The organism is Gordonia sp. i37 (assembly GCF_002043085.1).
Taxonomy (GTDB): domain Bacteria; phylum Actinomycetota; class Actinomycetes; order Mycobacteriales; family Mycobacteriaceae; genus Gordonia; species Gordonia polyisoprenivorans.
Window position 1 is genome coordinate 1 of the sequence record NZ_MVPX01000006.1, and the last position, 25,196, is coordinate 25,196.

Consider the following 25,196-nt stretch of genomic DNA (forward strand, 5'->3'; position numbering starts at 1 on the left):
GTCTCGGTGACCTTGCGCAGACCGCGAGGGGTGTCCGGATCACCGCCGCGGGCGACCGCGAGGTGCAGGGCGAGCTGCTGGAAGGGGATGATCTCGAGCAACGGCGACAACGCATCCGGCGCTCCCGTCGGCAACACGAAACCACCGGTCAGCCCGGACACATACTCGGCGGCCCCGACTCCGAACACGTCGGCGTCGCGTTCGGCGAGCCGCTCCAGCACCGGCTGCATTGCCGCGCCGCCGGCACCCTCGGGAACCACCGCGAGCACCGGCACCTGCGGGTCGACGGTGGCCAACGGCCCGTGCAACAGGTCGGCGCCGGAGAACGCCTGCGCCGACAAGTAGGAAGTCTCCATCAATTTCAACGCCGCTTCGCGAGCCGTCGGATACGAGTAACCGCGGCCGGTCGTCACGAGCCGCTGCGCAAACCGATACCGCTGCGCCACCTCTCGCACCCGATCCTCCCCGTCGAGGACCCGGTCCCCCAGATCGGGTAGCGCCGACGCAGCAGCAGCACCGTCGCGGCCGAGGATCGACTCCGAGAGCAGATACAGCGCAAGCAGTTCCGCGGTGTAGGACTTGGTGGCGGCCACCGACCGTTCGGCTCCGGCATGGACCTGCAGGTCGAACTCCGCGGCGTCGGCCAGCGGTGACGCCGCGGCGTTGGTGATCGCCACCGTGAGCGCTCCCCGCTCCCGGGCCACCTGCACCGACTGCACCAGATCGGGCGACCCGCCGGACTGGCTGACCGCGATGTAGAGCACGTCGCGCAGGTCCGGGCGGGCGCCGTACACCGTCATCGTCGACGGTGAGACCAGTCCGGCGGGCAGTCCGTGGCGGATCTCGATCAGATACTTGCCGTAGAGCGCGGCATGGTCGCTGGTGCCGCGTGCAACGAACTGCACGAATCGTGGTCGACGCGCGGCGATCCGAGCAGCAACATCTCGAATCTCGGCATGCCCGTCGCGCAACAGATTTCGCCAGACGTCGGGTTGTTCGGCGATCTCGGCGGCCATCAGGTGTCCGGGTCGGTCGGTGAGGACGGTGTTCATGGGTCTCCTTCGAGAAGTCTCGGCCGGTGGGCCGGTCAGTGGGTCAGTGGGCGTCGACGAGGGATGCGGCCAGGCGCACCGCACCGTGGACCGGATCGACCTCGAGGACGCGGATGTCGGTGATGCCCATCGGTGCGACGAGTTCGCGAATCCGGTTCTGTAACAAGGGCTGATGGACCACCTGACCGCCGGCGAGGACCACCGGTCCGGTCGATCCGAGCATCTGGGCGACCGTGCCGACGAGTTCGGCCAGTGCGTAGGCCGCGGCCTCCACGATCTCCAGGGCACGCTCGTCGGCGACCGCGGCGCGCTCGAACACGACATGGGAACGGCGCCCCCAATATTGGCGATCGGCACGTGTGTAGAACAGGTCATGCAGGTCGAGTACCTCGCCGACCCCGCACTCCTCCGCCAGGCGCAGCGACAGCGGTGCCGGGGCCAGCCCCTGATCGTTGTCGTGCAAGGCACGCCGAACCACCTCGCGCGCAACCCAATAGCCGCTGCCCTCGTCGCCGAGCAGGTGTCCCCACCCGCCGGCCCGACGTGAACACCCGTCACGCCGGCCCCAGGCGACCGCACCGGTGCCGGAGATCACCGCGATGCCCTCATCGAGGCCCGCGGCGGCGAGGATCAGGTGGGTGTCATGGACGACCCCGACCCGTGCTCCCGGAACACGCTGGGCCAGAAGGTTTTCCAGACGTTCGACACTCGCCGGGGTGTCGACACCGGCCGATCCGGCCAGCACCGTGTGCACACCGTCGGGACCACCGAGCTTCTCGATCGCGGCGTCGAGTTGACGTCCGGCCTCCTCCACCCCCATGGAGGAGACATTGGCGCTGCCGACGATGGTCTCGGCGACGACGGTGCCGTTCTCGGCGCGCACCGCGTGGGTCTTCGATCCGCCGATGTCGAAGGCGAGGGTGACGCTGGGGTTCGCGTCTGATGGGTCGGTGACGATACTCATCGGACAACCTTGGTCTGTCGGGGCGACGCGTCGGCGATCGCTTCGGGCCACCGGCCACCGCTGCGCCAATAGTGTTGGATGTCTTCGAGCTTACGGCCCTTGGTCTCCGGCGCCAGGAAGAAGACGAACACCAGTCCGACCAGCGCGAATCCGCCGAAGACCGCGAAGGTGCCCGCACCCCCGATGACGTTGATGAGCGAGAGCGTGAACGCGGCGACGATCGCATTGGCCACCAGATCCGAGGTCAGCATGAGCGACGATCCGTTGGCGCGCAGCCGCGCCGGGAACGCCTCGCCGGCGTACACCCAGACCAGCGCGCCGAAGCCGAAGGAGAATCCCATGGTGAACAGGACCAGGCCCGCGAATCCCAGCACGTGCGCGGTGGTACCGGCGCCGTGCAGTGGACCGTAGGTGATGATCAGCACGACCGTCGCGATCACCATGGCGCCGATCCCGCCCAGCAGGATCGGGCGTCGGCCCAACCGGTCGACGGTGAACAGCGAGATCAGCACCGCGGCCAGACCGGCGATCTGCACGAAGGCCGGCAGCATCAAGGTGCCGAAGTCACCGGTGAAACCCATGTCCTCGAACAGCTTCGGGCTGTAGTAGACGACGGCGTTGATGCCGGTGATCTGGATGAGGAAGCCCAGTCCGACGACGAAGACGGTCGCGCGAATCCAGGGTCGGCGGAACATCTCGCCGAGCGAGCCGCCGGATTCCTCGGTGAGCGCCTGCCGCATCTCGGCGATCTCGGCGTCGATGTCGGCGTCGGGTTCGATGTTGCGCAACGTCGCCCGGGCCTCGTCGAACCGTCCCTTGGAGACGTACCAGCGCGGGGTGTCGGGCATGACGGCGACCAGGGCGGTCACCGCGAGCGCCGGGATCGCGGCGATGCCGAGCATCCAGCGCCAGGCGCCGTGGCCGGCGAGGAAGTACCCGACCACGTAGCCGCCGATGATGCCGACGATGGTCGCGACCTGATAGGCCACCAGCATCGCTCCGCGCGAGCGTGGTGGGGCGGATTCGGCGACGAAGACCGGTACCACCACGATCGACACACCGACGGTCACGCCGAGGAGCAGCCGCGCCACGAGAAGGACGTCGTGGGTCGGCGACAGCGCGCTGAACAGCGCGAACAGGCAGTAGGTGGCCGCGACGAGGAGCATCGAACGCTTACGGCCGAGGCGGTTGGCCAGCCAGCCGGCCCCGATGGCGCCCACGATCTCGCCGATCACGACCGCAGTCGCGAGTGCCTGCTTGCCGGCATCGCCGAGGCCGAAGTCGGCGCCGATGAACTTCAGGGCGGCGCCGATGTTGCTGCTGTCGTAGCCGTAGATCACGCCGATGCTGGCGGCGGCGATACCCACCATCAGTCCGGACGTGCGTCTTGTCCCGACCGGTGGTCTGGTTGCCGGATAGGTCGTCATCGGGGTACCTCCGCGAGGTCTGGATTGGTGTATACCAATGTGTTGGCGGTCTCAGATTGGCATATACCAATCTGGTTCGTCAATGGGTACGCTCGCATTCATGCCGACGCCTCCTGCGACAACACGCAACCGCGGACCGCGGTACTTCCAGGTCAAGGTTGCGCTCCAACAGCGCATCGGCGACCTGGAACCGGGAATGTCGTTACCTCCCGAGCGCAAGCTCGCCACCGAACTCGGTACCTCGCGTACAACCCTGCGCCGGGCGTTGGCCGAACTCACCGCCGAGGGCGTGCTCAGCAGTACTCAGGGCAGCGGAAACTTCGTCACGCCACCGAAGTTGGTGCACGTGCGGCAGCTGACGTCATTCAGCGACGACCTCGGCGCGCAGGGCCGCACCGTGGATTCGGAGATCCTCGACGCCGGCCACGCGCCGGCCGACACCGACCTCGCCGTGCGTCTGGAGGTCCCGACGGGCACCCCCGTCCATCGGCTCACCCGTCTGCGCATCGTCAACGACGAGCCACTGGCGCTCGAAACCGCGCACATCCCAGGCGAATTCGACGATTTCGCGGACGCCGTCGCCGCGAGCGGCTCGCTGTATGCGACGCTACGGGCCCGCGGGATCGTCATCTGCGACGTCGAGGACAGCGTGCAGACCGCACTCGCCGTCCCCGATCAGGCGGCGTACCTGCGGGTCGCCACCGGGACCCCGCTGCTCCAGATCGAGCGCACTTCACGCGACGCGGACGGGACCTGCGTCGAGTGGACCCGCTCCTACTACCGAGGCGACCGCGTGCGGTTCGTCGCACGCGGTCGCCTCGGAGGGTGATGGGGGGTGATGAACGCCGATCAGGCGCTCGCCGACTCCAATTGCGCATCGGCGCCGGACTGCGCCGGCAGTGTCCGCGTGAATTCCAGGTTCGGGTCGGCGACATCGGAGTCGAAGGACTTACGGTCCCGGTAGTAGCTCATCGACATCGTCCACGGTTCTGCCACACCCTGTTTCGGCAGATTCTCGAGCGACCGCTGCACGTAGCCGGCCCCGAAATCGAGCAACGGGCGGGTCGGCATGCCGGGGTCGGCGATCGGGCGCACCGCCGGATACCCGCGGGCATCCATGTAGGCGAGCAGTCGGCAGAAGTGCTCGCACAGCAGGCCCACCTTGAGGGTCCACGACGAGTTGGTGTAGCCGATGGCGAGCGCGAAATTCGGTACGCCACTGAGCATGAAGCCGCGGTAGGCGACGGTGTCGGGCATCGAGACGGGCTCACCGTCGATGCTCAGCGCGACGCCGCCGAACAGCTGCAGATTCAATCCGGTGGCGGTGACGATGACGTCGGCCTCGAGTTCCTCACCGCTTTCGAGCAGGATCCCGTTCTCGGTGAAGGTTGCGATGCGGTCGGTGACCACCGATGCCTTGCCCTGCCGAATGGTGCGGAACAGGTCGCCGTCGGGCACCGCGCACAACCGCTGATCCCACGGGTTGTAGGGCGGGTTGAAGTGCTTGTCGACGTCAAAGCCCTCGGGCAGCAGCTTCTTGTTGATCGCACGGATCACCTTGCGCGACGCCTTCGGGAAACGCTGGCAGGCTTCGTAGAGAACACGTTGCTGCGCAATGTTCTTCGCGCGTGCGAGCGCGTAGCCGCGCTTGTCTCCGAGGATGGCGCGGCCGATGTTGGCGACCGGATCGTGCTTGGGCAGCGGGACGATGTAGGTCGGGGTGCGCTGCAGCATGGTGATGTGGCCTGCGGTCTTGGCCATCGCGGGCAGCAGTGTCACCGCCGTGGCGCCGGAGCCGATCACCACCACCTTCTTGCCCGCGTAGTCGAGGTCGGCGGGCCAGTGCTGCGGATGGATGATCTGCCCGCGGAAGCGCTCGCGCCCCTCGAACTGCGGGGTGAAGCCCTCGTCGTAGTTGTAGTAGCCGGCGCCGGAGAACAGCCAGTTGGCCTTCATCTGGAACCGCTCGCCGGTGTCGGTGCGCTCGATGTCGACCGTCCACAGGCATTCCTGCGACGACCACTGCGCCGCGTGCACCTTGTGCTGGTAGCGGATCTTGTCGCCGATGTTGTCCTCGTCGATCGCCTCGTAGAGGTAGTCGAGGATGCGCGGGGCGTCGGCGATGGACTGCTTGTCGGTCCACGGCTTGAACTCGAACCCGAAGGTGTGCAGATCCGAGTCCGAGCGAATGCCCGGGTACTTGAACAGATTCCACGTGCCGCCTGCCACGTCGCGGCCCTCGAGGATCACGAAGGACTTCTGCGGCACCATCGTCGTCAGATAGTGGGCGGCACCGATGCCGGAGATCCCGGCACCGACGATGAGCACGTCGACGGTCTCGACGGGGGTGGTGGTCTGGGGCACGATCTCTCCTCGGGGCTGGGCCTCGCCGGTGTCGGGGCGTGGCTGTGACGCTCACTCCAATATGACACTCAGCATTGTCACGATCCAGGATGCCTTCGTCCGGCCGATCACGCCAGCGACATTATGCCCATGATGAGCTCAGGCCACGGTGCACAATGTGCACATGGACATTGAGTGGCCGCAGGTGTCGGCACGTACGAAGGAGCTGATCCGCGCCGGCGCGCAACTGATCCTCGATCCGCCGGAGCCGTGGGTCGAACAACTCCACGAGGCGTCGCTGTCCGGGGCCCGGATGCGTGCGGTCGCCGAGGACCCGGTGCTGGCGGCGGGCACGCGCCGCACGAACTGGGCCAACACCTCACGCTGGGCACTACACAACATCGAATCGCCCGGCGAGCGGGTACCCGCGCAACTGACTCCCGAGATCATGCTCGCCACCCACGACCTGGTGCGACGCGGGCTCGACGAAGCCTCGCTCGACGCGTTCCGCACCGCACAGAGCGTCGCGTGGCGCCTGTGGATGGACATCTGCTTCGGTCTCACCACCGACCCCGCCGAACTCCGTGAACTCCTCGACGTGACCTCGCTGTCGATCTCGACGTTCATCGACGACACGGTCACCGCGATGAGCGAGCAGATGCGCGCCGAACGCGAAGAACTCGCGCGCGGCACACATGCCCGTCGGCGCGAGGCCGTCACCCTCGTTCTCGAAGGCGCGCCGATCCCGTCGGCGCGCGCCGAGGCGCAACTCGGCTATCGCCTCGCCGGCCCACACATCTCGGTCGTGCTGTGGAGCGCGACGCCCGACGCCGCACCGGATCTCGAGGCTGCAGCCGACATCCTCGCCCGCTCCGCGGAGGCGACCACGCGACTGACGGTCACCGCCAGCGCCACCTCCTGGTGGCTGTGGCTCCCGGTCGACGGGCTCGGCGCACCCGACCTGTCGTCCCTGCCCGACGTCCGCGTCTCCGCCGGCCGACCCGGCACCGACGTCGACGGATTCCGATCCAGCCACTTCCAGGCGATGACCACCCAACGGCGCCATGCCCGGCTGGGTGCGACGCGCCAGATCGTCCACTATGACGACATCCGTTTGGTGTCGCTCTTGACCTCCGACACCGCAGCGGGCGACGACTTCGTCACCGACACCCTCGGCGATCTCGCCGATGCCGACCCCGATCTCATCGAGACGCTGCGCACCTGGATCAGGCTGCAGTGCAACACCTCTCGCACCGCCGAAGTGCTTTACACCCACCGCAACACCGTGATCCGCCGTCTCGACCGCGCCGACGCCCTGCTGCCCCGCCCGCTCGCCGACACCGTCGTCGACGTGGCCGCGGCCCTCGAGGTCCTGCGCTGGCGGGAGTGAAGGCGTCGGATGCGTTTCGGCGTCGGCGTGCGGCGGTCTCGAGACGCGACGTGCTCGCTGCGCTCGCTCGGCGCTCCTCGACCAGCGGAAGAAGATGGTCGAGGTGCGAGCCGCGTGCGGCGAGCCTCGAGACCCATTGCCCCACAGCTGGTTCCGGCTCACCACTCCGAACCACAACCATCACAAACTACCCAGCCCGAACCGCACCCGTGCTACAAACAGACCCATGACCCGTCTCCGGTGGGCGTCCACCGCCGCGCTCGCGGTGAGCGTCACCCTGCTCACCGCATGCACCGGACCCTCCACCACCTCGCAGCCGACTTCACCGTCGTCGACCTCCGCCACGTCATCAACGGCAATCCGCCCGGTGTCCTCGTCAGCGCCGATTCCGCCGGTGTCGGCAGCTGCTCGACAGGTGGGATTCGTCGATGTGCGATCGGTGGTGCCGTCGGCCATCGTCGATCTGCGTTACGCGACGCCGCACAACTTCGTCGGAATACAGCTCTACCCGACGGGCGCACGGTGTCTCGTCCACGAGTCCCTGGCCGACGGACTGCGCACCGCCGCGGCGGCGCTGCGCACATCCGGTGACACCCTGGTGTTCTGGGACTGCTACCGGCCGCACTCGGTGCAGCAGACCATGTTCGAGAAAGTGCCCGACCCGGCGTGGGTCGCCGCACCCGGGCCGTACTCACGCAGCCACGAGTCGGGGCGGTCGGTGGATGTCACACTGGCGACGCACCAGCCCGGGTGTCCGGTCGATAGACGTATCGCCGACCAGTGTCTGGTCGACATGGGTACCGACTTCGACTCGTTCACCCCGCAGGCCACGGCCTTCGCGACGGAAGGGGTTCCGGTTGCCGCGCAACGCAACCGCGCGCGTCTGCGCGCGGCCATGTCGGCGGGCGGGCTGTCGGTCTATTCCGGTGAGTGGTGGCACTTCGACGGTGCCGGTGCCGACGTCGCGCGGCCGATCATCGACGTCCCGGTGACGTGAGGCTCCGGCCCAGAACACCATTCAGCTCCGGCGCAACACCGAGGTGATGACCAGGGTCCGCCCCTGGGATTGGGAGTAGTAGCTCGACCGGTAGGCCACCGTGCCATCGGCGGACGGCGTCACCTCGATCTGCGAGGTGACGCAGGTGCCTTGGGTGATCTGCTCGGTCAGGGTGACCGTCGATCCCCGCCGCGAGTTCTCCGCCCACGTACCCGCGCACCCGAGTTGCGGGTAGTGGACGATCGCGGTGAGCGGTGCGGTATCGGATATCTGCGCGACGACGTCGAATCCGGTCTGATCCCCGGTCACACTGCCACGCCAGTTCCCGGCGAGCGAGGCTGCCACGGGCAGGGTCGTTTGTCCGGTGGTCGGTGCAACGGTGGGCGCCGACGCCGCGGCCGGTGACGACCCTGTCGAGGTATCGGTGCCCCGCGTCGCGACCAGCACGACCGCGACGATGGCGCCCACGAGCATCAGTGCGAGTCCGGCGAGGAGCCACGGCAGCACGCCATGACGTTTGCGCGCGGGCGGTGCCGGAACAGGCTGGATCGGCATCGCCGCAGACGGCACACCCATCGGCGGCGGCGCAGTCGGCACGCCCATCGGTCGCGGTCCGCGCGGCGGCGGTGGTGGACGCAGACCGTCACCGCGTCCGGGTGTCTGGTGCGGACCGAGGATCGTGGCCGGGGCCGGCTGCTGAACACCGACGATCGTCGTCGGGCGCGGGTTGGTGGCCACCGCGCGTGCCGCTGCCGCCGCGAAGGCGCCTGCGGAGCCGTGACGCTCGTCAGGGCGCTTGGCCAGCGCTTGCGCGATGACGTCGTCGATCGCCTCGGGAAGGTCGGGGCGCAGCGCCGTGCATCGCGGCACGGGCGCGTGGGTGTGTGCGCTGATCAGTCCGGCCGCGTCGGTCCGGTCGAACACCGCCCCGCCGGTGAGCAGTTCGTAGAGTGTGCAGCCCAGGGCGTACTCGTCGACGGCCGGGGTGAGCGCGGTGTCGGTGAACATCTCCGGAGCGGCATAGGCGAGCGTGGCGATCACATTGCCGGTTGCGGTGAGCCCGGTGGATTCCGACATCAACCGGGCGATCCCGAAGTCGGCGATCAGTGCGCGGCGCGCCGAGGCGGGCCGGTCCCAGGCCGGGGTGACGAGGATGTTGGCCGGTTTGACGTCGCGATGCAGCGTGCCCTGCGCGTGGGCGTGGTCGAGACCTGCGGCCACCTGGGTGATGAGGTCGACGATCGGGGCGGCGGGCAGCGGTTCGGTCGCCTCGCGCAGGATCGCTGCCGCATCGGTGCCCTCGACGTACTGCATCGCCATCCACATGGTGTCGCCGTCGATACCGGCGTCCTGCACGGCAACGATGTTCGGGTGATCGAGGCGGGCCGCAAGATCGACCTCACGGCGAAAGCGTTCGCGGAATTCCGGATTGGCTCCCAGGCTCGACGACAACACCTTGAGGGCTTGCCGGCGGGGCAGTCGCGGATGCGCGACGAGATAGACGGTGCCCATCCCGCCGGAGCCCAGGTGGCCGATGATCGTGTACCCGCCGACCACATCGTTCTCACGCAGTGGCGCGCCGGCATCGTCCACGACCATCTCCTCATTGCTGGGTGCCCGTTCACCATGACAACCACACCCGGCCCATTCCAGCAGACTCCGGACAATTCGGCCGCGTGACGGACACCCGAGGCAGTCAGATGTTCATCTCGCGACCCCCGTTAAATCCTGGACGCCTCCGCGAAGCGGCGGTACCCTGGGCGCGCTGTCACACACGAGACGACGAAGGGAGGTGGCGCAGATGATCTCGCATATCGCATGGCGAGACGACAACGAATTCGGTTGTCGGCGTGGACTGTCGGACGACGGTCGCACGACGGCCCCGATGTATCGATTCCATCCCTGCGCCACCGGCCCCGGAAACCTCTGCGGCTGATCCGGAAACGGTGACGCTCCCAGCAGAGTTCGTCATCGTCTTTCAGGAGTAGCCATGACCATTTTCGTCACCAACGCCGGTTTGCAGATACTCGCGCGCGTCACCTGGCGCCGGGCCGCGGTCCTGTTGACCACCGGCGTCGCGCGCAACGTCGAGGGCACCCCCCTGGTGCGCACCGTGCATTCGCCGAGCATCAGCCTGCCCATTCATCAGGTGGTCGCGATCAAGCGTGATGCCTACCGTCCGTACGCCGGAAAGACGATGGACTCCTACGCCTCTGGCGCCTCGATCCTGCGTCGCGATCAGTGGATCTGCGCGTACTGCGAGGGCCCGGCCGACACCGTCGACCACATCATGCCCCAATCACGCGGTGGCGCATCGACGTTCGGTAATCAGGTCGCGGCATGCAAGTCGTGCAACGGCTTCAAGGCCGATCGCACACCGCGAGAAGCCGGAATCGCCCTGCGCCATGCACCGTTCGTCTATGACCCGTGGGCACAGGACCAGAAGGAAGTCTGGGAGTTGTTCACTCTCGGACGACAACTCGAGTAACCGCCGGTAGGCGGGGAGAGAAGACCGCCGATGACCGCCCCGGAGTTGCGTCCCCTCTCGCTGCCACTGTCGATGCTGTTACGGCCCACCCTCGACGTCGACTGGGCGGCAGCCGCCTGTGCGGCCGTCGACGAGAATCCCGAGGACTGGTTCCCCTTTCCCACCGACGACTACTCCCATGCCGCGTCGGTGTGCGCGGCCTGCCCGATCCGGGCCGGCTGCGAACATTGGGGCCGACGCAACCGGATGAGCGGCGTCTGGGGTGGCGTCCGGTTGGAGAACGGCCGGCCGCGGCCGTGAGAGCCCGGGTCCGTCTCACCCAGTGAGGCGCACCCGGGCTCTTGACCGGATCACAAAACACGCGCTACTGTGCCTCCCATCACGAATTGAAACGTTTCATTCGTGCGGAAACGGAGGTCCGATGCCCACGACCGAACGAGTGTGCCTGGTCATGCGCCTGCGGCCCGACCGCATTGATGATTACCTCACCGCCCACGAGCACGTCTGGCCGGAGATGCTCGACGCGCTCGAGCGCACCGGATGGCGCAACTACTCGCTGTTCCTGCACCCCGCCGAGCACGTCGTCGTCGGATACCTGGAGACCGACGACTACGCCCGCGCCGTGACCGATCTCGCCGCCACCGACGTCAACACCCGCTGGCAGGCCCACATGTCGGATTTCTTTCTGCCGCCCGACACCGATACCCCGACTCCCGACGCCGCACCGACCACCGCGCTCCGGCTCGACGAGTACTTCCACCTCGACTGATCACCCCTTGACCCCCACTCACCCGCCGTTCTCTACTGAACACCGACACCCCGAGGATCATCATGAAAGTAGGAGCCCGCTCCACGACCGGCTGGCGTGCCACCATCTCGGTGGCCATGTCCAACTACATCGAGGCCGGATCGATCATCGCGATCGCAACCAGCCTCACCTTCTGGCAGGACGCCTTCGGCATCAGCAACTTCGCCGTCGGTCTGCTGGCCGCGTTGAGCGCCAACGCCTTCGGCGCGGCGATCGGCGCCGCTCTGGGTGGTCCGCTGTGTGATCGCTTCGGCCGCAAAGCCATCTACACCTACGATCTGCTGGTCTACATGGTCGGCGTGCTGATCGCCGCATACGCGGTGAACTTCGGGATGCTCTTGGCCGCATTCATCATCACCGGCATCGCCGTCGGCGCAGGCGTCCCCGCCTCCTGGACCTACATCGCCGAGCAGGCGCCGACGACCGAACGCGCCAAGCACGTGGGAACCGCGCAGTTGGCCTGGTCGATCGGCCCGCTGATCGGCTTCGCACTGGCCGCCGCCCTCGCACCATTGGGTCTGCTCGGGTCCCGGCTGATCTTCCTGCATCTGTTCGTCGTCGCCGCCGTGGTCTGGTGGATCCGGCAGGGCCTGCACGAGTCGACCATCTGGAAGGAAGAGGGCCGGGGCGAAACCCGGCAACTCGCCTCGAGCGTCGGCGCGCGCGGACTACGCGGCCTGTTCTCCCGCAAGGTCAACATCACCGCCCTGCTGTTCCTCGGCGGCATCTATCTGTTCTGGAACACCGTCGCAGGCCAGGCGGGCATCTTCATGCCGCGGGTGTACGACACCGCCGGACTGCACAGCGCCGTCCAACAGAATCTGCTGCAGGTCCTCGTGTGGGGCTGCACCGTCGCGGCGACGTACTTCGGGTTCATGCGCTTCGCCGACAAGATGTCGCAACGGTTGCTGTACATCATCGGTGCCGTCCTGGGCATCATCGCCTGGATCGTGCTGGTGGCCTTCACCTCCAGCGGCATCCCCACCATGTTGACGTTCGCGATCCTGTGGGGAATCTCCAGCGGCATCGGCGCCCAGGCGTTCTACAGCCTCTGGGCCAGCGAACTGTTCGCCACCCCATATCGCGCCAGCGCGCAGGGCATCATGTTCTTCGTCGTCCGCACCTTCACCGGCCTGCTGAGCTACTTCTTCCCGACCCTGCTCGCCGCCACCGGACTCCCCGTCGTCGGCAGCCTGCTGGTGGGTCTGCTGACCGTCGCTCTGATCATCGGCGCGGTGTTCGCGCCGCACACACGGGGTAAGACGTTGCAGCAGATCGAGGTCGAACGTTACGGCGCACCGGTCGAGCGCGCCGACGCCGCTCCCCTGACCACCACCGATTCCGCCGCCACCGCCACCGGGCTGCCGGCGGCCGCCGAGTCGCGCACCGTCGCCTGAGCTCTCGAAGGACCGCGTGATGACCTCCCCCGACCTGACCCTCCTCGACAATCTCGCCATCGAACTGCCCTCGTGGGCATTCGGCAACTCCGGCACCCGCTTCAAGGTGTTCAGCACGCCGGGCACCCCTCGCACCATCGAGGAGAAGATCGCCGACGCCGCCACCGTCCATCGGCTGACCGGCCTGGCTCCCTCTGTGGCCCTGCACATCCCGTGGGACACCGTCGACGACTACGCAGCCCTGCGCAGCTACGCCACTGATCTCGGCGTCACCCTGGGCACCGTCAACTCCAACACCTTCCAGGACGACGACTACAAGTTCGGTTCGCTGACCCACGTCGACAAGACGGTGCGCCAGAAGGCGATCGACCACCACCTGGCCTGCATCGAGATCATGGGTGAGACCGGCTCGTCCGATCTCAAGATCTGGCTCGCCGACGGCACCAACTACCCGGGCCAGGGTGACATCCGCGGACGCCAGGACCGGCTCGCCGAGTCCCTGGCCGCGATCTATCAACACATCGGTGAGGGTCAGCGACTTGTGTTGGAGTACAAGTTCTTCGAGCCCGCGATGTACATGACCGACGTCCCCGACTGGGGTACCTCGTATGCGCAGGTGACCGCGCTCGGCGAGCGTGCCGCCGTCTGCCTCGACACCGGACATCACGCCCCCGGCACCAACATCGAGTTCATCGTCGCGCAACTGCTGCGACTCGGACGTCTCGGTTCGTTCGACTTCAACTCACGCTTCTACGCCGACGACGACCTCATCGTCGGCGCCGCCGACCCCTTCCAGTTGTTCCGCATCATGGTCGAGGTGATCCGGGGCGGCGGCCTCGACGCCGACTCCACCGTCGCGCTCATGCTCGATCAGTGCCACAACGTCGAGGAGAAGATCCCCGGCCAGATCCGCTCGGTCCTCAACGTCGAGGAGATGACCGCGCGTGCCCTGTCCATCGACACCGAGGCGTTGACGGCTGCACAGGACGCGGGTGATGTGTTGGGCGCCAACGCCGTCTTCATGGATGCGTTCTACACCGACGTACGCCCGATGCTCGCGCAACGCCGCACCGAAAGGGGCCTGCCGGCCGACCCGATGCGCGCATTCGCGCAGTCCGGATACGCCGAGCAGATCGCGGCCGATCGCGTCGGCGGCACCCCGTCGTCGTGGGGCGCGTGAGCACGGATCCGCCAGCGCCGTCGCCCCTGAACCCCTTTCTCCCAGAACATCTCGCCAAGGAGTCTTTTCGTGACCACCAACCCGACCGTCGCCGCGCTGATCGCTCGTTCCCATCGCCTCGGCGCCGACCCGAAGAACACCAACTACGCCGGCGGCAACACCTCGGCCAAGGGCACCGACGTCGACCCCGTCACCGGGGAGGACGTCGATCTGTTGTGGGTCAAGGGTTCCGGCGGCGATCTCGGCACCCTGACCGAAAGCGGGCTGGCCGTGTTGCGGCTCGATCGCGTGCGGGCACTGGTCGATGTCTATCCGGGCGTCGAGCGCGAGGACGAGATGGTCGCCGCGTTCGACTACTGCCTGCACGGCAAGGGTGGGGCCGCGCCGTCCATCGACACCGCGATGCACGGACTCGTCGACGCCGCCCACGTCGATCACCTGCACCCCGATTCCGGGATCGCGATCGCCACCGCCGCCGACGGGGAGGCGGTGACCCAGAAGATCTTCGGTGACCGGGTGGTGTGGGTGCCGTGGCAGCGTCCGGGGTTCCAGCTCGGACTCGACATTTCGGCCATCAAGGCCGCCAATCCCCAGGCCATCGGCTGCATCCTCGGCGGTCACGGCATCACCGCCTGGGGTGACACCTCCGAGGAAGCCCAAGTGCGCTCCCTCGAGATCATCGCGGCCGCCGAGGAATTCATCGACAGCAACGGCAAGGATCAACCGTTCGGCGCGCCGGTGGACGGCTTCGGCGCACTGCCCGAGGAGCAGCGTCGCGCGAAAGCGGCCGCACTGGCACCGTTCATCCGGGGCCTGGCCTCCACCGATCGCCCGCAGGTCGGCCACTTCACCGACACCGCACCGGTCCTCGAATTCCTCACCGGCAGTGAACTTTCCCGCCTCGCCGGTCTGGGTACCAGCTGCCCGGACCACTTCCTGCGCACCAAGGTCAAGCCGATGGTGCTCGACCTGCCGGCCGACGCCTCGATCGAGGACTGCAAGGAGCGTCTCGCCGAACTGCACCACGCCTACCGCGCCGACTACGCCGCCTACTACGAGCGGCACGCGACCGCCGAGTCCCCGGCGATGCGCGGCGCCGACCCGGCCATCGTTCTCGTACCCGGCGTCGGAATGTTCAGCTACGGCAAGGACAAACAGACCGCACGCGTCGCCGGCGAGTTCTACCTCAACGCCATCAACGTCATGCGCGGCGCCGAGGCCGTCTCGAGTTACTCCCCGATCGACGAGGCCGAGAAATTCCGGATCGAATACTGGGCTCTGGAAGAGGCCAAGCTGGCCCGCATGCCCGCACCCAAACCGTTGGCCACCCGGATCGCGCTGGTCACCGGGGCGGCCTCGGGAATCGGCAAGGCCATCGCCACCCGGCTCGCCGCCGAGGGTGCGTGCGTGGTGATCGCCGACCTCGACGCCGAGAAGGCCCAGGCCGCGGCCGCGGAGATCGGCACCTTCGATGTCGCCATCGGCATCGCCGCCGACGTCACCGACGAGGCCGCCGTGCAGGCGGCCGTCGATGCCACCGTCCTGGCGTTCGGGGGCATCGACCTCGTCGTCAACAATGCCGGGCTGTCGCTGTCGAAATCGTTGCTCGAGACCACCGCCGCCGACTGGGATCTGCAGCACAACGTGATGGCACGCGGATCGTTCCTGGTGTCCAAGGCAGCGGCGCGGGCGCTGATCGAGCAGAAACTCGGCGGCGACATCCTCTACATCTCGTCGAAGAACTCGGTGTTCGCCGGACCCAACAACATCGCCTACTCGGCGACGAAAGCCGATCAGGCGCACCAGGTGCGGTTGCTGGCCGCCGAGCTCGGTGAGCACGGCGTCAAGGTCAACGGCATCAACCCCGACGGTGTGGTCCGCGGATCGGGGATCTTCGCCGGTGGCTGGGGTGCGCAACGTGCTGCGGTCTACGGTGTCGAGGAGAAGGATCTCGGCGCGTTCTACGCCCAGCGCACCCTGCTCAAGCGAGAGGTGTTGCCGGAGAACATCGCCAACGCCGCATTCGCGCTGTGCACCTCCGATTTCAGTCACACCACCGGCCTGCACGTCCCCGTCGATGCCGGTGTGGCCGCGGCATTCCTGCGATGAGAGCCGCCTCCGGCCAGGTCGCGGCCATCGACCTCGGCGCCACCAGTGGTCGCGTCATGGTCGCCGACATCGCGCCCGGCCGAATCGAACTCGAGCAGGCGGCACGGTTCGCCAACACCCCGGTCCACCTGTTCGACGGCTCCCGCACGGCACTGCACTGGGATCTTCCCGGACTGTTCGGCGCCGCCTGCGCCGGACTGGCAGAGGCGGGCAGGCACAGCGACCGGCTCGTCGGGATCGGTGTCGACTCCTGGGCCGTCGACTACGGCCTCATGCGCAACGGTCGTCTGCTCGGTGTGCCCCACCACTATCGCGACCCACGCAGCGCGAGCGGTGTCGAGGCGGTCCACGAGATCATCGAGCCCGCAGAGCTGTACCGGCGTAACGGCTTACAGTTCCTGCCGTTCACCACCGTCTATCAGCTCGCCGCCGATCACGCGGCCGGACTGCTCGACATCGCCGATTCGGCGTTGCTGATCCCCGACCTCATCGGATACTGGCTCACCGGCGAGCGGGCCACCGAACGCACCAACGCCTCGACCACCGGACTACTCGGTGTCGACGGCTCCTGGGATCGCTCGTTGACCCGGCAACTCTCGCTGCCGGACAACCTCTTTCCCGATCTGACCGAGCCCGGTAGATCTCTGGGCGGAGTGCTGCCGGAGATCGCCACACCGTTGGGCCTCCCGTCATCGGTGTCGGTGACCACCGTTGCCTCCCACGACACCGCCTCGGCGATCGCGGCCATCCCGATGGACCCAGATTCCTCGGCATACATCTCTTGTGGCACCTGGGGTTTGGTGGGTGTGGAGACCACCGCGCCGGTGCTCTCCGAGGCGGCGCGCGAGGCCAACTTCACCAACGAGGTCGGCGTCGAGAACACCACGCGGTTCCTGCGCAATGTGATGGGTCTGTGGCTGCTCAGCGAGACGGTGCGCCGGTTTCGACGCGACGGCATGCGCGCCGATCTCGACGAGTTGCTCGCCGGGGCGGCGTCGGTGTCGGAGCCGGTCGAGGTCTTCGACACCGACGACCCGATGTTCCTCGCGCCCGGGAACATGCCCGAACGCATCGGCCGGTGGTACCGCGACCGCGGACTGCGTGCGCCGCGCGGACCGGCGGAGCTGGTGCGCGCCATCGTCGACAGTCTCGCCGCCGCATTCGCCGAGACCGTCCGCGTGGCCGCCGAGTTGTCGGGCACCGGTGTGGACCGCATCCACCTCGTCGGCGGTGGTGCCCAGAACCGGTTGTTGTGCCAGCTGACCGCCGACCGCAGTGGTCTGCCCGTCCTCGCCGGTCCGGTGGAGGCCACCGCACTCGGCAACGTGCTGCTGACCGCACGCGCCCATGGTCTCCTCGACGGCGAGCTACACGCCCTGCGCGAGTTCGTCGCCCGCAACGTCTCCGTCCAACGGTTCCTGCCGCGGGTGGGCACAGCACCGTCCTTCGATCTGGCCGGGGCGTGATCTGGTGAGATGGATGGGTGAGCGTGAGCATGCGGGAGGTGGCGGCGTCGGCGGGCGTGTCGGTCGGCACCGTGTCGAACGTGCTCAACGCACCGGAAAAGGTGGCTCCCGCGACGGTGGAGCGGGTCCGCCGAGCCATCGACGACCTCGGATTCGTCCGTAACGACGCCGCCCGCCAGCTTCGTGCCGGCCGCTCGCGCAGCGTCGGTCTGGTCGTCCTCGACGTCGGCAACCCGTTCTTCACCGACGTCGCCCGCTCGGCCGAACGAGCGGCGGGCGAGCACGGCCTCACCGTCTTGTTGGGCACCTCCGACGACGACCCCGCCCGCGAACGCGCCTACATCGATGCCTTCGACGAGCAGCGCGTGTTCGGGGTACTCGTCTCGCCGATCGGCGACGACCTCGCGCGACTGACCGCGCTGCACCGGCGCGGCGTGCCGGTGGTGCTCGTCGACCGGGACGGCACCGGCACCCCGTTCGATTCGGTCGCCGTCGATGACGTCGCCGGTGGCCGCCTCGCGGTGGAACACCTTCTCACGCTCGGGCGCAGTCGGATCGCGTTCATCGGCGGACCGGCCGGCCTGCGTCAGGTCGCCGACCGCCGCCGCGGTGCGGAAATGGCGGTGGCCCAGATCGATTCGGCAGAGCTGGAAGTGATCGACACGCCGACGCTCAGCGTCCTGGCCGGTCGTGCCGCGGGAGAAGCGCTGCACCGCAGGCCTCGTCACGAGAGGCCCGACGCCATCTTTTGCGCCAACGACCTCCTCGCGATCGGTGTCCTACAGGCTCTGACCATGCTGGCCGATGTTCGCATCCCCGACGACATCGCCCTGATCGGTTACGACGACATCGACTTCGCGGCGTCGGCGGTGGTGCCGTTGTCCTCGGTACGGCAGCCGACCGCACGGATCGGTGCGACCGCCATCGAACTGTTGGTGAGAGCCGCCGAGACATCGCGGGATCACCGGGCCACACACACCGTGTTCCAGCCGGAACTCGTCACCCGCGCGAGCACCGTCGGCAACGAATAGGACTCGACCCCGACACGATCGGTTCCGCGCCGGCACCGACGTGGGATCATGGAGACAGGTCGGGCAATCCACGACCGGGCCCCACCCCCGGGTGAGGAGTTCTCATGTCCCGCACACGAATTCGCACCGCGGCCACCATCGCCGCAGTCACCGCCGCAGCTGTGTCCGGCCTGATCGGAGCGGGCGCCGCGCACGCCGCACCCGCCATGCCCGGCGGCTACTACGCGGGGACGGTGACCAGCTTCCCGCCGGGCAACACCGTCTGGTACGGCAAGTCCTTCACCGGATCGTCGGTCATCAACAACACCGCGATCGGCTGGGCGTTCCCCGGCCGGGTGTATCCGGGGCGCTCGGTGCTCGACAACGCCGAGGTCGTCGTCATCGACTACAGCGGCACGCCGGTCGGATTCGTCCGCGACGAGCTGACCCCCGACGGCCGCGGCGGATACTGGGGCCGCTCGATCAACGGCCGCACCACCCTGCTGACCTTCCACCTCTCACGCGGCTGAACCCGCGGGCCCGACTTCTCGCCGACTTCGGCCGATTCGCTGCGCTCGCGCCCGTGCTCGTCACACGATGGGAGCACGAGCATCACGAGGAGGTCACCGGTGACAATTACCGACGAGCCCACCACCAGCGGCGACGAGCCGATCACCGTCGACACCGACGTCGTCATCATCGGAGCGGGATTGTCGGGGATCGACATCGCCTATCGCCTACGCGAACGCAATCCCGACGTGCGCTACGTCATCCTGGAGCGCCGCCCACGGATCGGCGGCACCTGGGATCTGTTCCGGTATCCGGGTGTGCGCTCCGACAGCGACATCTTCTCGCTGAGCTATCCGTTCGAGCCGTGGCGGCGACCGGAGGCACTCGCCGACGGCGAGCACATCCGCGAGTATCTGGTGCACACCGCCCACGCTCACGGCATCGATACCCACATGCGCTTCGATCGCCGGGTCGAGGGCGCCGACTGGGATTCGAGCACCGACACCTGGACGGTCTCCGTCGAGCAGGGCGAGTCCCACCCGGCCGAGCGCTACCGCTGTCGCTTCGTCGCGCTGGCCACCGGGTACTACGACTACGACCACCCCTACACACCGCCGTTTCCCGGCCTCGACGACTTCACCGGACCGGTCGTCCACCCGCAGCTCTGGCCGGAAGATCTCGACTACGCCGGCAAGCGCATCGTCGTCATCGGCAGCGGGGCGACCGCGGTCAGCCTCATCCCGGCGCTGGCCCGTACCGCCGCACACGTGACGATGCTGCAACGCTCGCCGTCCTACATCTACTCCTCGCCGCAGAAACAGATCTTCGCGCCGCTGGTGCGGAAAGTATTGCCGCGCAACGCGGCCCATCGTGTCATCCGGTCCCGATACGCGCTGCAGACCGCCGCGCTGGTGCACGCCACCCATCGCTTTCCCACGCTGGGGCGCAAACTCATCCGCTCCGGCGTCGTCAAGAACCTGCCCGCGGACTATCCCGTCGACGTCCACTTCAACCCCACCTACGATCCGTGGGATCAGCGGATGTGCATGGTTCCCGACGCCGACCTGTTCCAGGCGATCGCGTCGGGGTCGGTGGAGATGGTCACCGACCACATCGAGCGCCTCGACGCCACCGGTGTCACCCTGACCTCCGGGCGTCATCTCGACGCCGACATCGTCGTCACCGCCACCGGCCTGCAATTGCAGGCCTTCGGCGGGATCACCCTGCGCATCGACGGCGCCGAGGTGAAGCCGCACGACCGGTTCCTGTTCAAGAGTCGCTTCCTCGAAGACGTGCCGAATCTCGCGTGGTCGCTGGGTTATACGAATGCGTCGTGGACGCTGCGCGCCGACATGACCGCCCAGTCGATCGCCGAGCTCGTCGCCTACATGCGCGAGCACGGCTACACCCACGCCTATCCGCATCTGGGCGAGCGGTCGATGCCGTCGAAGTCGATCTGGGATCTACAGGCGGGTTACGTGCTGCGCTCGCCGGAGGCCTACCCCAAGTCGGGGACGCGTGGAGCGTGGGAGGTTCGGCACAACTATTACCGCGACCTGCTCGATCACCGGCTCGACAAGGTCGACGACGGACTGGTATTCGGTCGCGCGCCGGTGGCCGCCGACCACGGGTGACGCCACGGCACCCATTCCCGATGGGGGTGACGAGGGCCACATCCGACTTGTACACTGAACCTCATTGACACAAAGGCTACGATTTGTGTCTAGTAGACCCGGCGTACTCGCGCCGACGACGTGGGAGGTCAGACGATGCCAACGGTGGCGAAGCGATTCCAGAAGGCGCTGGCAACGGCCACGTCCGTGTACCCACGACCCACCAAGGTGCTGGCCGAGCCGCCGGCCGGCTCCGGCCTGAAGCCGGTGTTGGGCGACGCGGGTCTGCCGTTCTTCGGCAACACCTTCGAGGCACTCGCCGATCCCCTCGGCAGCGCGATGGAGCGGTTCGAGAAGTACGGGCCGGTGTCGTGGTCAGGGTCGCTCAACATGGACATGGTCACCCTCGTCGGCCCCGAGGCGATCGAGTGTGCGTGGATGAACCGCGAGAAGGCGTTCTCCAGCGAGCAGGGCTGGGAGCCGCTCATCGGGCCGTTCTTCCGGCGCGGGGTCATGCTGCTGGACTTCGGCGAGCACATGCACCACCGCCGGATCATGCAGCAGGCGTTCGCCAAACCACGACTGACCCGCTACCTCGATCTCATGACCCCCCACATCGAGAAGACCCTCGCGAATTGGGATGTGGGACGCGGGTTCCCGATGTACACCCAGACCAAGGAACTGTTGCTGTCGCTGGCGTCGGAGGTGTTCGTCGGCTCAACACTGGCCGCCGAGGAGAATCACCGCCTCGAGCAGGCCTTCGAGGCCGCAGTCCGCGGCGGGCAGGCGATCATCCGGGCCGACGTCGGTAACTTCACCTGGGCGCGCGGTCTGCGCGGGCGCGAGTTGCTGCAGGAGTATTTCCGCTCCGAGATCCCGGCCCGCCGCGCAGGAAACGGCGACGACCTGTTCTCGGTGCTGTGCCACAGCGAGGACGACGAGGGCAACACGTTCTCCGACGAGGACGTCGTGAACCACATGATCTTCGTGATGATGGCCGCCCACGACACCTCGACCATCGCCCTGTCGATGATGACGCACTACCTGGGCCGCAATCCGGAATGGCAGCAACGCCTTCGGGACGAATCGCTGGCCCTGGGCAAGGACACCCTCGACTACGACGACCAGGACGCCCTGCCCAGCATGGACCTCGCGTTCAAGGAGACCCTGCGCATCAACGCCCCGGTCGGCATGTTGTTCCGAAAAGCCATCGCCGACACCGACATCCTCGGCCACTACGTGCCGGAGGGCACCATCATCGCGATCCACCCGTGGGCGACGATGCTGCGCGAGGAATGGTGGCCCGAGCCGACCAAGTGGGACCCCGGGCGCTTCTCCCCGGAGCGCCGCGAGGACAAGGTGCACCGCTTCGCCTGGGCCCCCTTCGGCGGCGGCGCACACAAGTGCATCGGCCTGTATTTCGGTGGGATGGAAGTGAAGTCGATCCTGCACCAGATGCTGCTGCGCTTCGAGTGGACCGTTCCCGCCGACTACCGCCTCGATCTCGAATATGGCACCGGCCCCACCCCCGCCGACGGCCTGCCCATCGACATCCGCAGGCGGTAGCCCCGCCGCGCGCCGATCCGCACCTCGACCCGATCCCACCGCTGGTCGAGGTGCGAGCCGCGTGCCGTTCCCACCGCGAGCCGCACGCCGCCCACCGCTGGTCGAGGTGCGAGCCGCGTACCGTTCCCACCGCGAGCCGCACGCCGCCCCCCGCTGGTCGAGGTGCGAGCCGCGTGCGGCGAGCCTCGAGACCGCCTGCCACGGTGCTGGTTTCAGACCACAACGCACCGAACGCCCACCGGCACGACTCGGTCTCGAGACCAGGCGATAACCCGAACCCGACGACTCCGCCCCCGACGTCCGGCATCATCGGCGTAGGCGCGTTCACCGACGCGCCGTCGCCGACCACGGAGTCTCCATGACCGACCCGATCAGTACCGCACCGACGATCCCGACGCTCATGGACGACGCCGTCGCCCGCACGCCCGACGCCCCGTTCCTCGTCACGCCCGAGGGCACGTGGTCATACGCGCAGGTCCGCGACACCGCCGACCAGTTGGCCCGCGCACTGCACACCATCGGCGTCGGCCCGGGCGATCGGGTGGCGCTCGCGGCACCGAATTGCGCGGAGTGGATCATCACGCTGATCGGCGCCACCCGGGTCGGCGCGACCGTGGTGGCGCTCAACGTCCTCTACCGCGAGGCCGAACTCGACTACATGCTCAACGAGTCCGGGGCGACGGTGCTCATCTGCGCGGCCGAACACCACGGCTTCGATTTCGTCTCCTTTCTCGACGATTTCCGCAAACGCCTGCCCGGGGTGAATCACTACGTCTTCCTGCACGGTGCCGGGTTCTCGACCAGCCGCACCTGGCAGCACCTCATCGATTCCGCACCCGACGTCGACACCGAATGGGAGCCGGTCGGAATCCTCACGCCCGCGGTGCTGCTCTACACCTCGGGTACCACCGGAGCACCCAAGGGCGCCATGCTCACCCACGCGAGCCTGCTCGCATCGGCGCGTGCGCAGGCCGCTCACCTCGGACAACGTCCCGACGACGCGGTGATCGCGCACATGCCGTTCAATCACGTCGGCGGCCTGACGTGCACCGTCCTCGCGGCAATGACGGTCGGCGCACGACTCATCCTGGTGCCCGGCTTCCATCCGCAGCAGTCGCTGGCCGCGATCGTCGCGCACGGCGCCACCATGTGTGTGGGTGTGCCGACGATGTTCGCGTTGATGATGGCCGAGCCGACGTTCGCCGACGCCGACCTCTCGCGGGTCCGGATCTGTGTGATCGGCGGGTCGAATGTCGATCCCGCCTTGGGGCGACGCGTCATCGACGCCTTTCCCGGCGCACGCCTGGCCAATCTGTACGGACTGTCGGAAACCTCGGGTGGCTGCATCATCTCCGCCGAGGGCGACGATCTCGACACACTCGTCGAGACCCTCGGCGTTCCCATCGGCGACTTCCGGGCGCGTGTCGTCGACGCCGACGACAACGAGGTCGACGCCGGGGTCGACGGGGAACTCCAGATCGCCGGTGATTGTGTGGCGGCAGGGTACTGGCAGCGTCCGGATGCCACGACCGACGCCTTCGGGACCGACGGCTGGCTGCGCACCGGCGACATGGCGACCGCGCGCCCCGACGGGCACATCGTGCTGCGGGGGCGCCGCAAGGAGATGTATGTGCGCGGCGGCTACAACGTGTATCCCGCGGAGGTCGAGAACGTGCTGACGTCGCATCCGCATGTGGTGCTGGCCGCGGTCTTCGGGGTGCCCGACGAGACCTACGGCGAGGTGGGCGTGGCGTTCGTGGTGCTCGACGACGCCGTCGACGTGACCGAACTGCGGGCACTGTGCGCCGAGCAACTCGCGCGCTACAAGCAGCCCGGGGAGATCGTCGTCGTCGATTCCCTGCCGCTCACGCCGTCGGGCAAGATCAAGAAAGCCGACATCAAGAAGAGTCATTTGTCGTCAGCCGGGTGACATTCACCGCTCGTCGTCAACAATGTCGGGACGATGTAATCTTTTGCGCATTTCTTGACACCAGATCGCGACATTTCCTGCGGTGACAGGAATGCCTTTCACCGCGTAGTGTCCTGTGGGTCCACAATTACACGGGGGTTACGAATGGATCTTCAGTGCAACATCTGCGTGCCCGAATTGTCCTGTTCGCCTCCACCGTCGCCGTCCTCGCCGGACTGATCACCACGGCTCCCGCTCATGCGGCCCCTGCCAAGTCCCCGGCCGACGCCCAGGCCACGACCGTATTGACCTGTCAGCCATTGGATCTCAATCTCGGCAACCTGTTCGACCTGATGAACACCACGTTGAGCGGGTTCGCGCCGTCGCACGGCACGCCGGTGACCGTGCCCTCGAATGCCGATTTGACGATGGCCGGATTGAATGCCGGGCGCGACGCATTGAACACCGCAATCATGAATACTCCCGGCAAGAAGATCGTTTTCGGCTACTCGCGCGGTGCACAGATCGCCTCGGAATGGCTCCGGTACTACGCGAACAAACCGGGCGCCCCCGCCGCCGATGAGCTTTCCTTCGTGCTGATCGGGAATCCACAACGACGTCTCGGTGGAGCGCCCGGGAAAACGCTCGACGGCGTTCAGCTGCTGCCCACACCGGACACCACCCAGTACTCCGTCACCGACCTCAGCCGCCGCTGGGACGGCTGGGCCAACACCGACAACTGGCCCGACGGCGCCAGCTTCAGCGCCTCGAATTACCTGAACACCATCGGCCGGTGGATCGTCCACTCCAACTACACCCAACAGTCCGTCACCGATCCCGCCAACATGACCCGCGCCGTCGTCGGCCACACCACCTATGTGGTGACGCCCTGACGGCGCGGTGACGGACTCACGAGTCCGCGTCCTTGCTCGGGAGCTTCCATCCGAATGTCGCCGTCGGCGGGGGG

Annotated in this window: 21 protein-coding genes; 16 read left to right on the forward strand and 5 right to left on the reverse strand. The window is 67.5% G+C overall.

Translation table 11 applies throughout. The features are described 5' to 3' along the window. The 3 genes from B1964_RS00125 to B1964_RS00135 all read right to left on the reverse strand — a co-directional run. On the reverse strand, positions 1-1,016 hold a 1,016-nt coding region (locus B1964_RS00125; RefSeq protein ID WP_216354215.1), incomplete at its 3' end, for an SIS domain-containing protein. A gap of 79 nt (positions 1,017-1,095) precedes the next feature. Further along, positions 1,096-2,016: a BadF/BadG/BcrA/BcrD ATPase family protein gene (locus B1964_RS00130; protein ID WP_079928342.1), complete on the reverse strand. Its 921-nt coding sequence runs from the start codon at positions 2,014-2,016 to the stop codon at positions 1,096-1,098. Beyond that, on the reverse strand, positions 2,013-3,443 hold the full coding sequence (locus B1964_RS00135) for a sugar porter family MFS transporter (RefSeq protein WP_079928343.1): 1,431 nt from the start codon (positions 3,441-3,443) through the stop codon (positions 2,013-2,015). Before B1964_RS00135 ends, B1964_RS00130 begins: the two co-directional genes overlap by 4 nt. Positions 3,444-3,525: 82 nt before the next feature. Here B1964_RS00135 and B1964_RS00140 point away from each other — a divergent pair, with 82 nt between their 5' ends. Further along, complete coding sequence (locus B1964_RS00140) at positions 3,526-4,272, forward strand: UTRA domain-containing protein (protein ID WP_006369051.1); 747 nt, start codon at positions 3,526-3,528, stop codon at positions 4,270-4,272. 20 nt (positions 4,273-4,292) lie between these two features. Here the strand turns inward: B1964_RS00140 and B1964_RS00145 are convergent, their stop codons facing one another. Beyond that, entirely contained in the window at positions 4,293-5,807 is a 1,515-nt protein-coding gene (locus B1964_RS00145) for an NAD(P)/FAD-dependent oxidoreductase (protein ID WP_079928344.1), read from the reverse strand. A gap of 148 nt (positions 5,808-5,955) precedes the next feature. Here B1964_RS00145 and B1964_RS00150 point away from each other — a divergent pair, with 148 nt between their 5' ends. Both B1964_RS00150 and B1964_RS00155 read left to right on the forward strand, forming a co-directional pair. Further along, positions 5,956-7,176: a helix-turn-helix domain-containing protein gene (locus B1964_RS00150; protein ID WP_079928345.1), complete on the forward strand. Its 1,221-nt coding sequence runs from the start codon at positions 5,956-5,958 to the stop codon at positions 7,174-7,176. A gap of 226 nt (positions 7,177-7,402) precedes the next feature. Beyond that, a complete protein-coding gene (locus B1964_RS00155; RefSeq protein ID WP_079928346.1) occupies positions 7,403-8,173 on the forward strand; it encodes a M15 family metallopeptidase in 771 nt (256 codons plus the stop codon). A gap of 21 nt (positions 8,174-8,194) precedes the next feature. Here B1964_RS00155 and B1964_RS00160 read toward each other — a convergent pair whose 3' ends face one another. Then, positions 8,195-9,772 carry a serine/threonine-protein kinase gene (locus tag B1964_RS00160; protein WP_079928347.1) on the reverse strand — a complete coding sequence of 526 codons (1,578 nt, stop codon included), beginning with the start codon at positions 9,770-9,772 and terminating at the stop codon, positions 8,195-8,197. Between the two features lie 391 nt (positions 9,773-10,163). On the opposite strand from B1964_RS00160, the gene B1964_RS00165 reads away from it, so the two are divergent. The 13 genes from B1964_RS00165 to B1964_RS00225 all read left to right on the forward strand — a co-directional run bounded on the left by B1964_RS00165 (position 10,164) and on the right by B1964_RS00225 (position 25,122). Further along, a complete protein-coding gene (locus B1964_RS00165) occupies positions 10,164-10,661 on the forward strand; it encodes an HNH endonuclease (protein ID WP_006369046.1) in 498 nt (165 codons plus the stop codon). A 30-nt stretch (positions 10,662-10,691) separates the two neighbouring features. Next, a complete protein-coding gene (locus tag B1964_RS00170) occupies positions 10,692-10,961 on the forward strand; it encodes a WhiB family transcriptional regulator (RefSeq protein ID WP_079928348.1) in 270 nt (89 codons plus the stop codon). A 121-nt stretch (positions 10,962-11,082) separates the two neighbouring features. Then, complete coding sequence (locus B1964_RS00175) at positions 11,083-11,430, forward strand: L-rhamnose mutarotase (protein WP_079928349.1); 348 nt, start codon at positions 11,083-11,085, stop codon at positions 11,428-11,430. A gap of 62 nt (positions 11,431-11,492) precedes the next feature. Beyond that, the gene (locus B1964_RS00180) at positions 11,493-12,866 is read left to right on the forward strand and encodes an MFS transporter (protein WP_079928350.1); all 1,374 of its coding nucleotides are present in this window, start codon (positions 11,493-11,495) and stop codon (positions 12,864-12,866) included. 19 nt (positions 12,867-12,885) lie between these two features. Beyond that, positions 12,886-14,046: an L-rhamnose isomerase gene (gene rhaI, locus B1964_RS00185; RefSeq protein ID WP_006369042.1), complete on the forward strand. Its 1,161-nt coding sequence runs from the start codon at positions 12,886-12,888 to the stop codon at positions 14,044-14,046. 69 nt (positions 14,047-14,115) lie between these two features. Further along, the gene (locus B1964_RS00190) at positions 14,116-16,155 is read left to right on the forward strand and encodes a bifunctional rhamnulose-1-phosphate aldolase/short-chain dehydrogenase (RefSeq protein ID WP_079928351.1); all 2,040 of its coding nucleotides are present in this window, start codon (positions 14,116-14,118) and stop codon (positions 16,153-16,155) included. After that, entirely contained in the window at positions 16,152-17,621 is a 1,470-nt protein-coding gene (locus tag B1964_RS00195) for a rhamnulokinase family protein (protein ID WP_006369040.1), read from the forward strand. The genes B1964_RS00190 and B1964_RS00195 overlap by 4 nt, the downstream gene beginning before the upstream one ends. A 29-nt stretch (positions 17,622-17,650) precedes the next feature. Then, entirely contained in the window at positions 17,651-18,652 is a 1,002-nt protein-coding gene (locus tag B1964_RS00200; RefSeq protein ID WP_172398702.1) for a LacI family DNA-binding transcriptional regulator, read from the forward strand. Between the two features lie 104 nt (positions 18,653-18,756). After that, complete coding sequence (locus tag B1964_RS00205; RefSeq protein ID WP_006369038.1) at positions 18,757-19,161, forward strand: hypothetical protein; 405 nt, start codon at positions 18,757-18,759, stop codon at positions 19,159-19,161. Between the two features lie 99 nt (positions 19,162-19,260). Then, the gene (locus tag B1964_RS00210) at positions 19,261-20,775 is read left to right on the forward strand and encodes an NAD(P)/FAD-dependent oxidoreductase (RefSeq protein ID WP_079928353.1); all 1,515 of its coding nucleotides are present in this window, start codon (positions 19,261-19,263) and stop codon (positions 20,773-20,775) included. A 135-nt stretch (positions 20,776-20,910) separates the two neighbouring features. Further along, positions 20,911-22,320, forward strand: a complete 1,410-nt coding sequence (locus tag B1964_RS00215; RefSeq protein WP_006369036.1) for a cytochrome P450 — start codon at positions 20,911-20,913, stop codon at positions 22,318-22,320. A 358-nt stretch (positions 22,321-22,678) separates the two neighbouring features. After that, positions 22,679-24,250: a class I adenylate-forming enzyme family protein gene (locus B1964_RS00220; RefSeq protein WP_079928354.1), complete on the forward strand. Its 1,572-nt coding sequence runs from the start codon at positions 22,679-22,681 to the stop codon at positions 24,248-24,250. A 155-nt stretch (positions 24,251-24,405) separates the two neighbouring features. Then, the gene (locus B1964_RS00225) at positions 24,406-25,122 is read left to right on the forward strand and encodes a PE-PPE domain-containing protein (RefSeq protein WP_006369034.1); all 717 of its coding nucleotides are present in this window, start codon (positions 24,406-24,408) and stop codon (positions 25,120-25,122) included. The last annotated feature ends 74 nt before the right edge of the window (positions 25,123-25,196 follow it).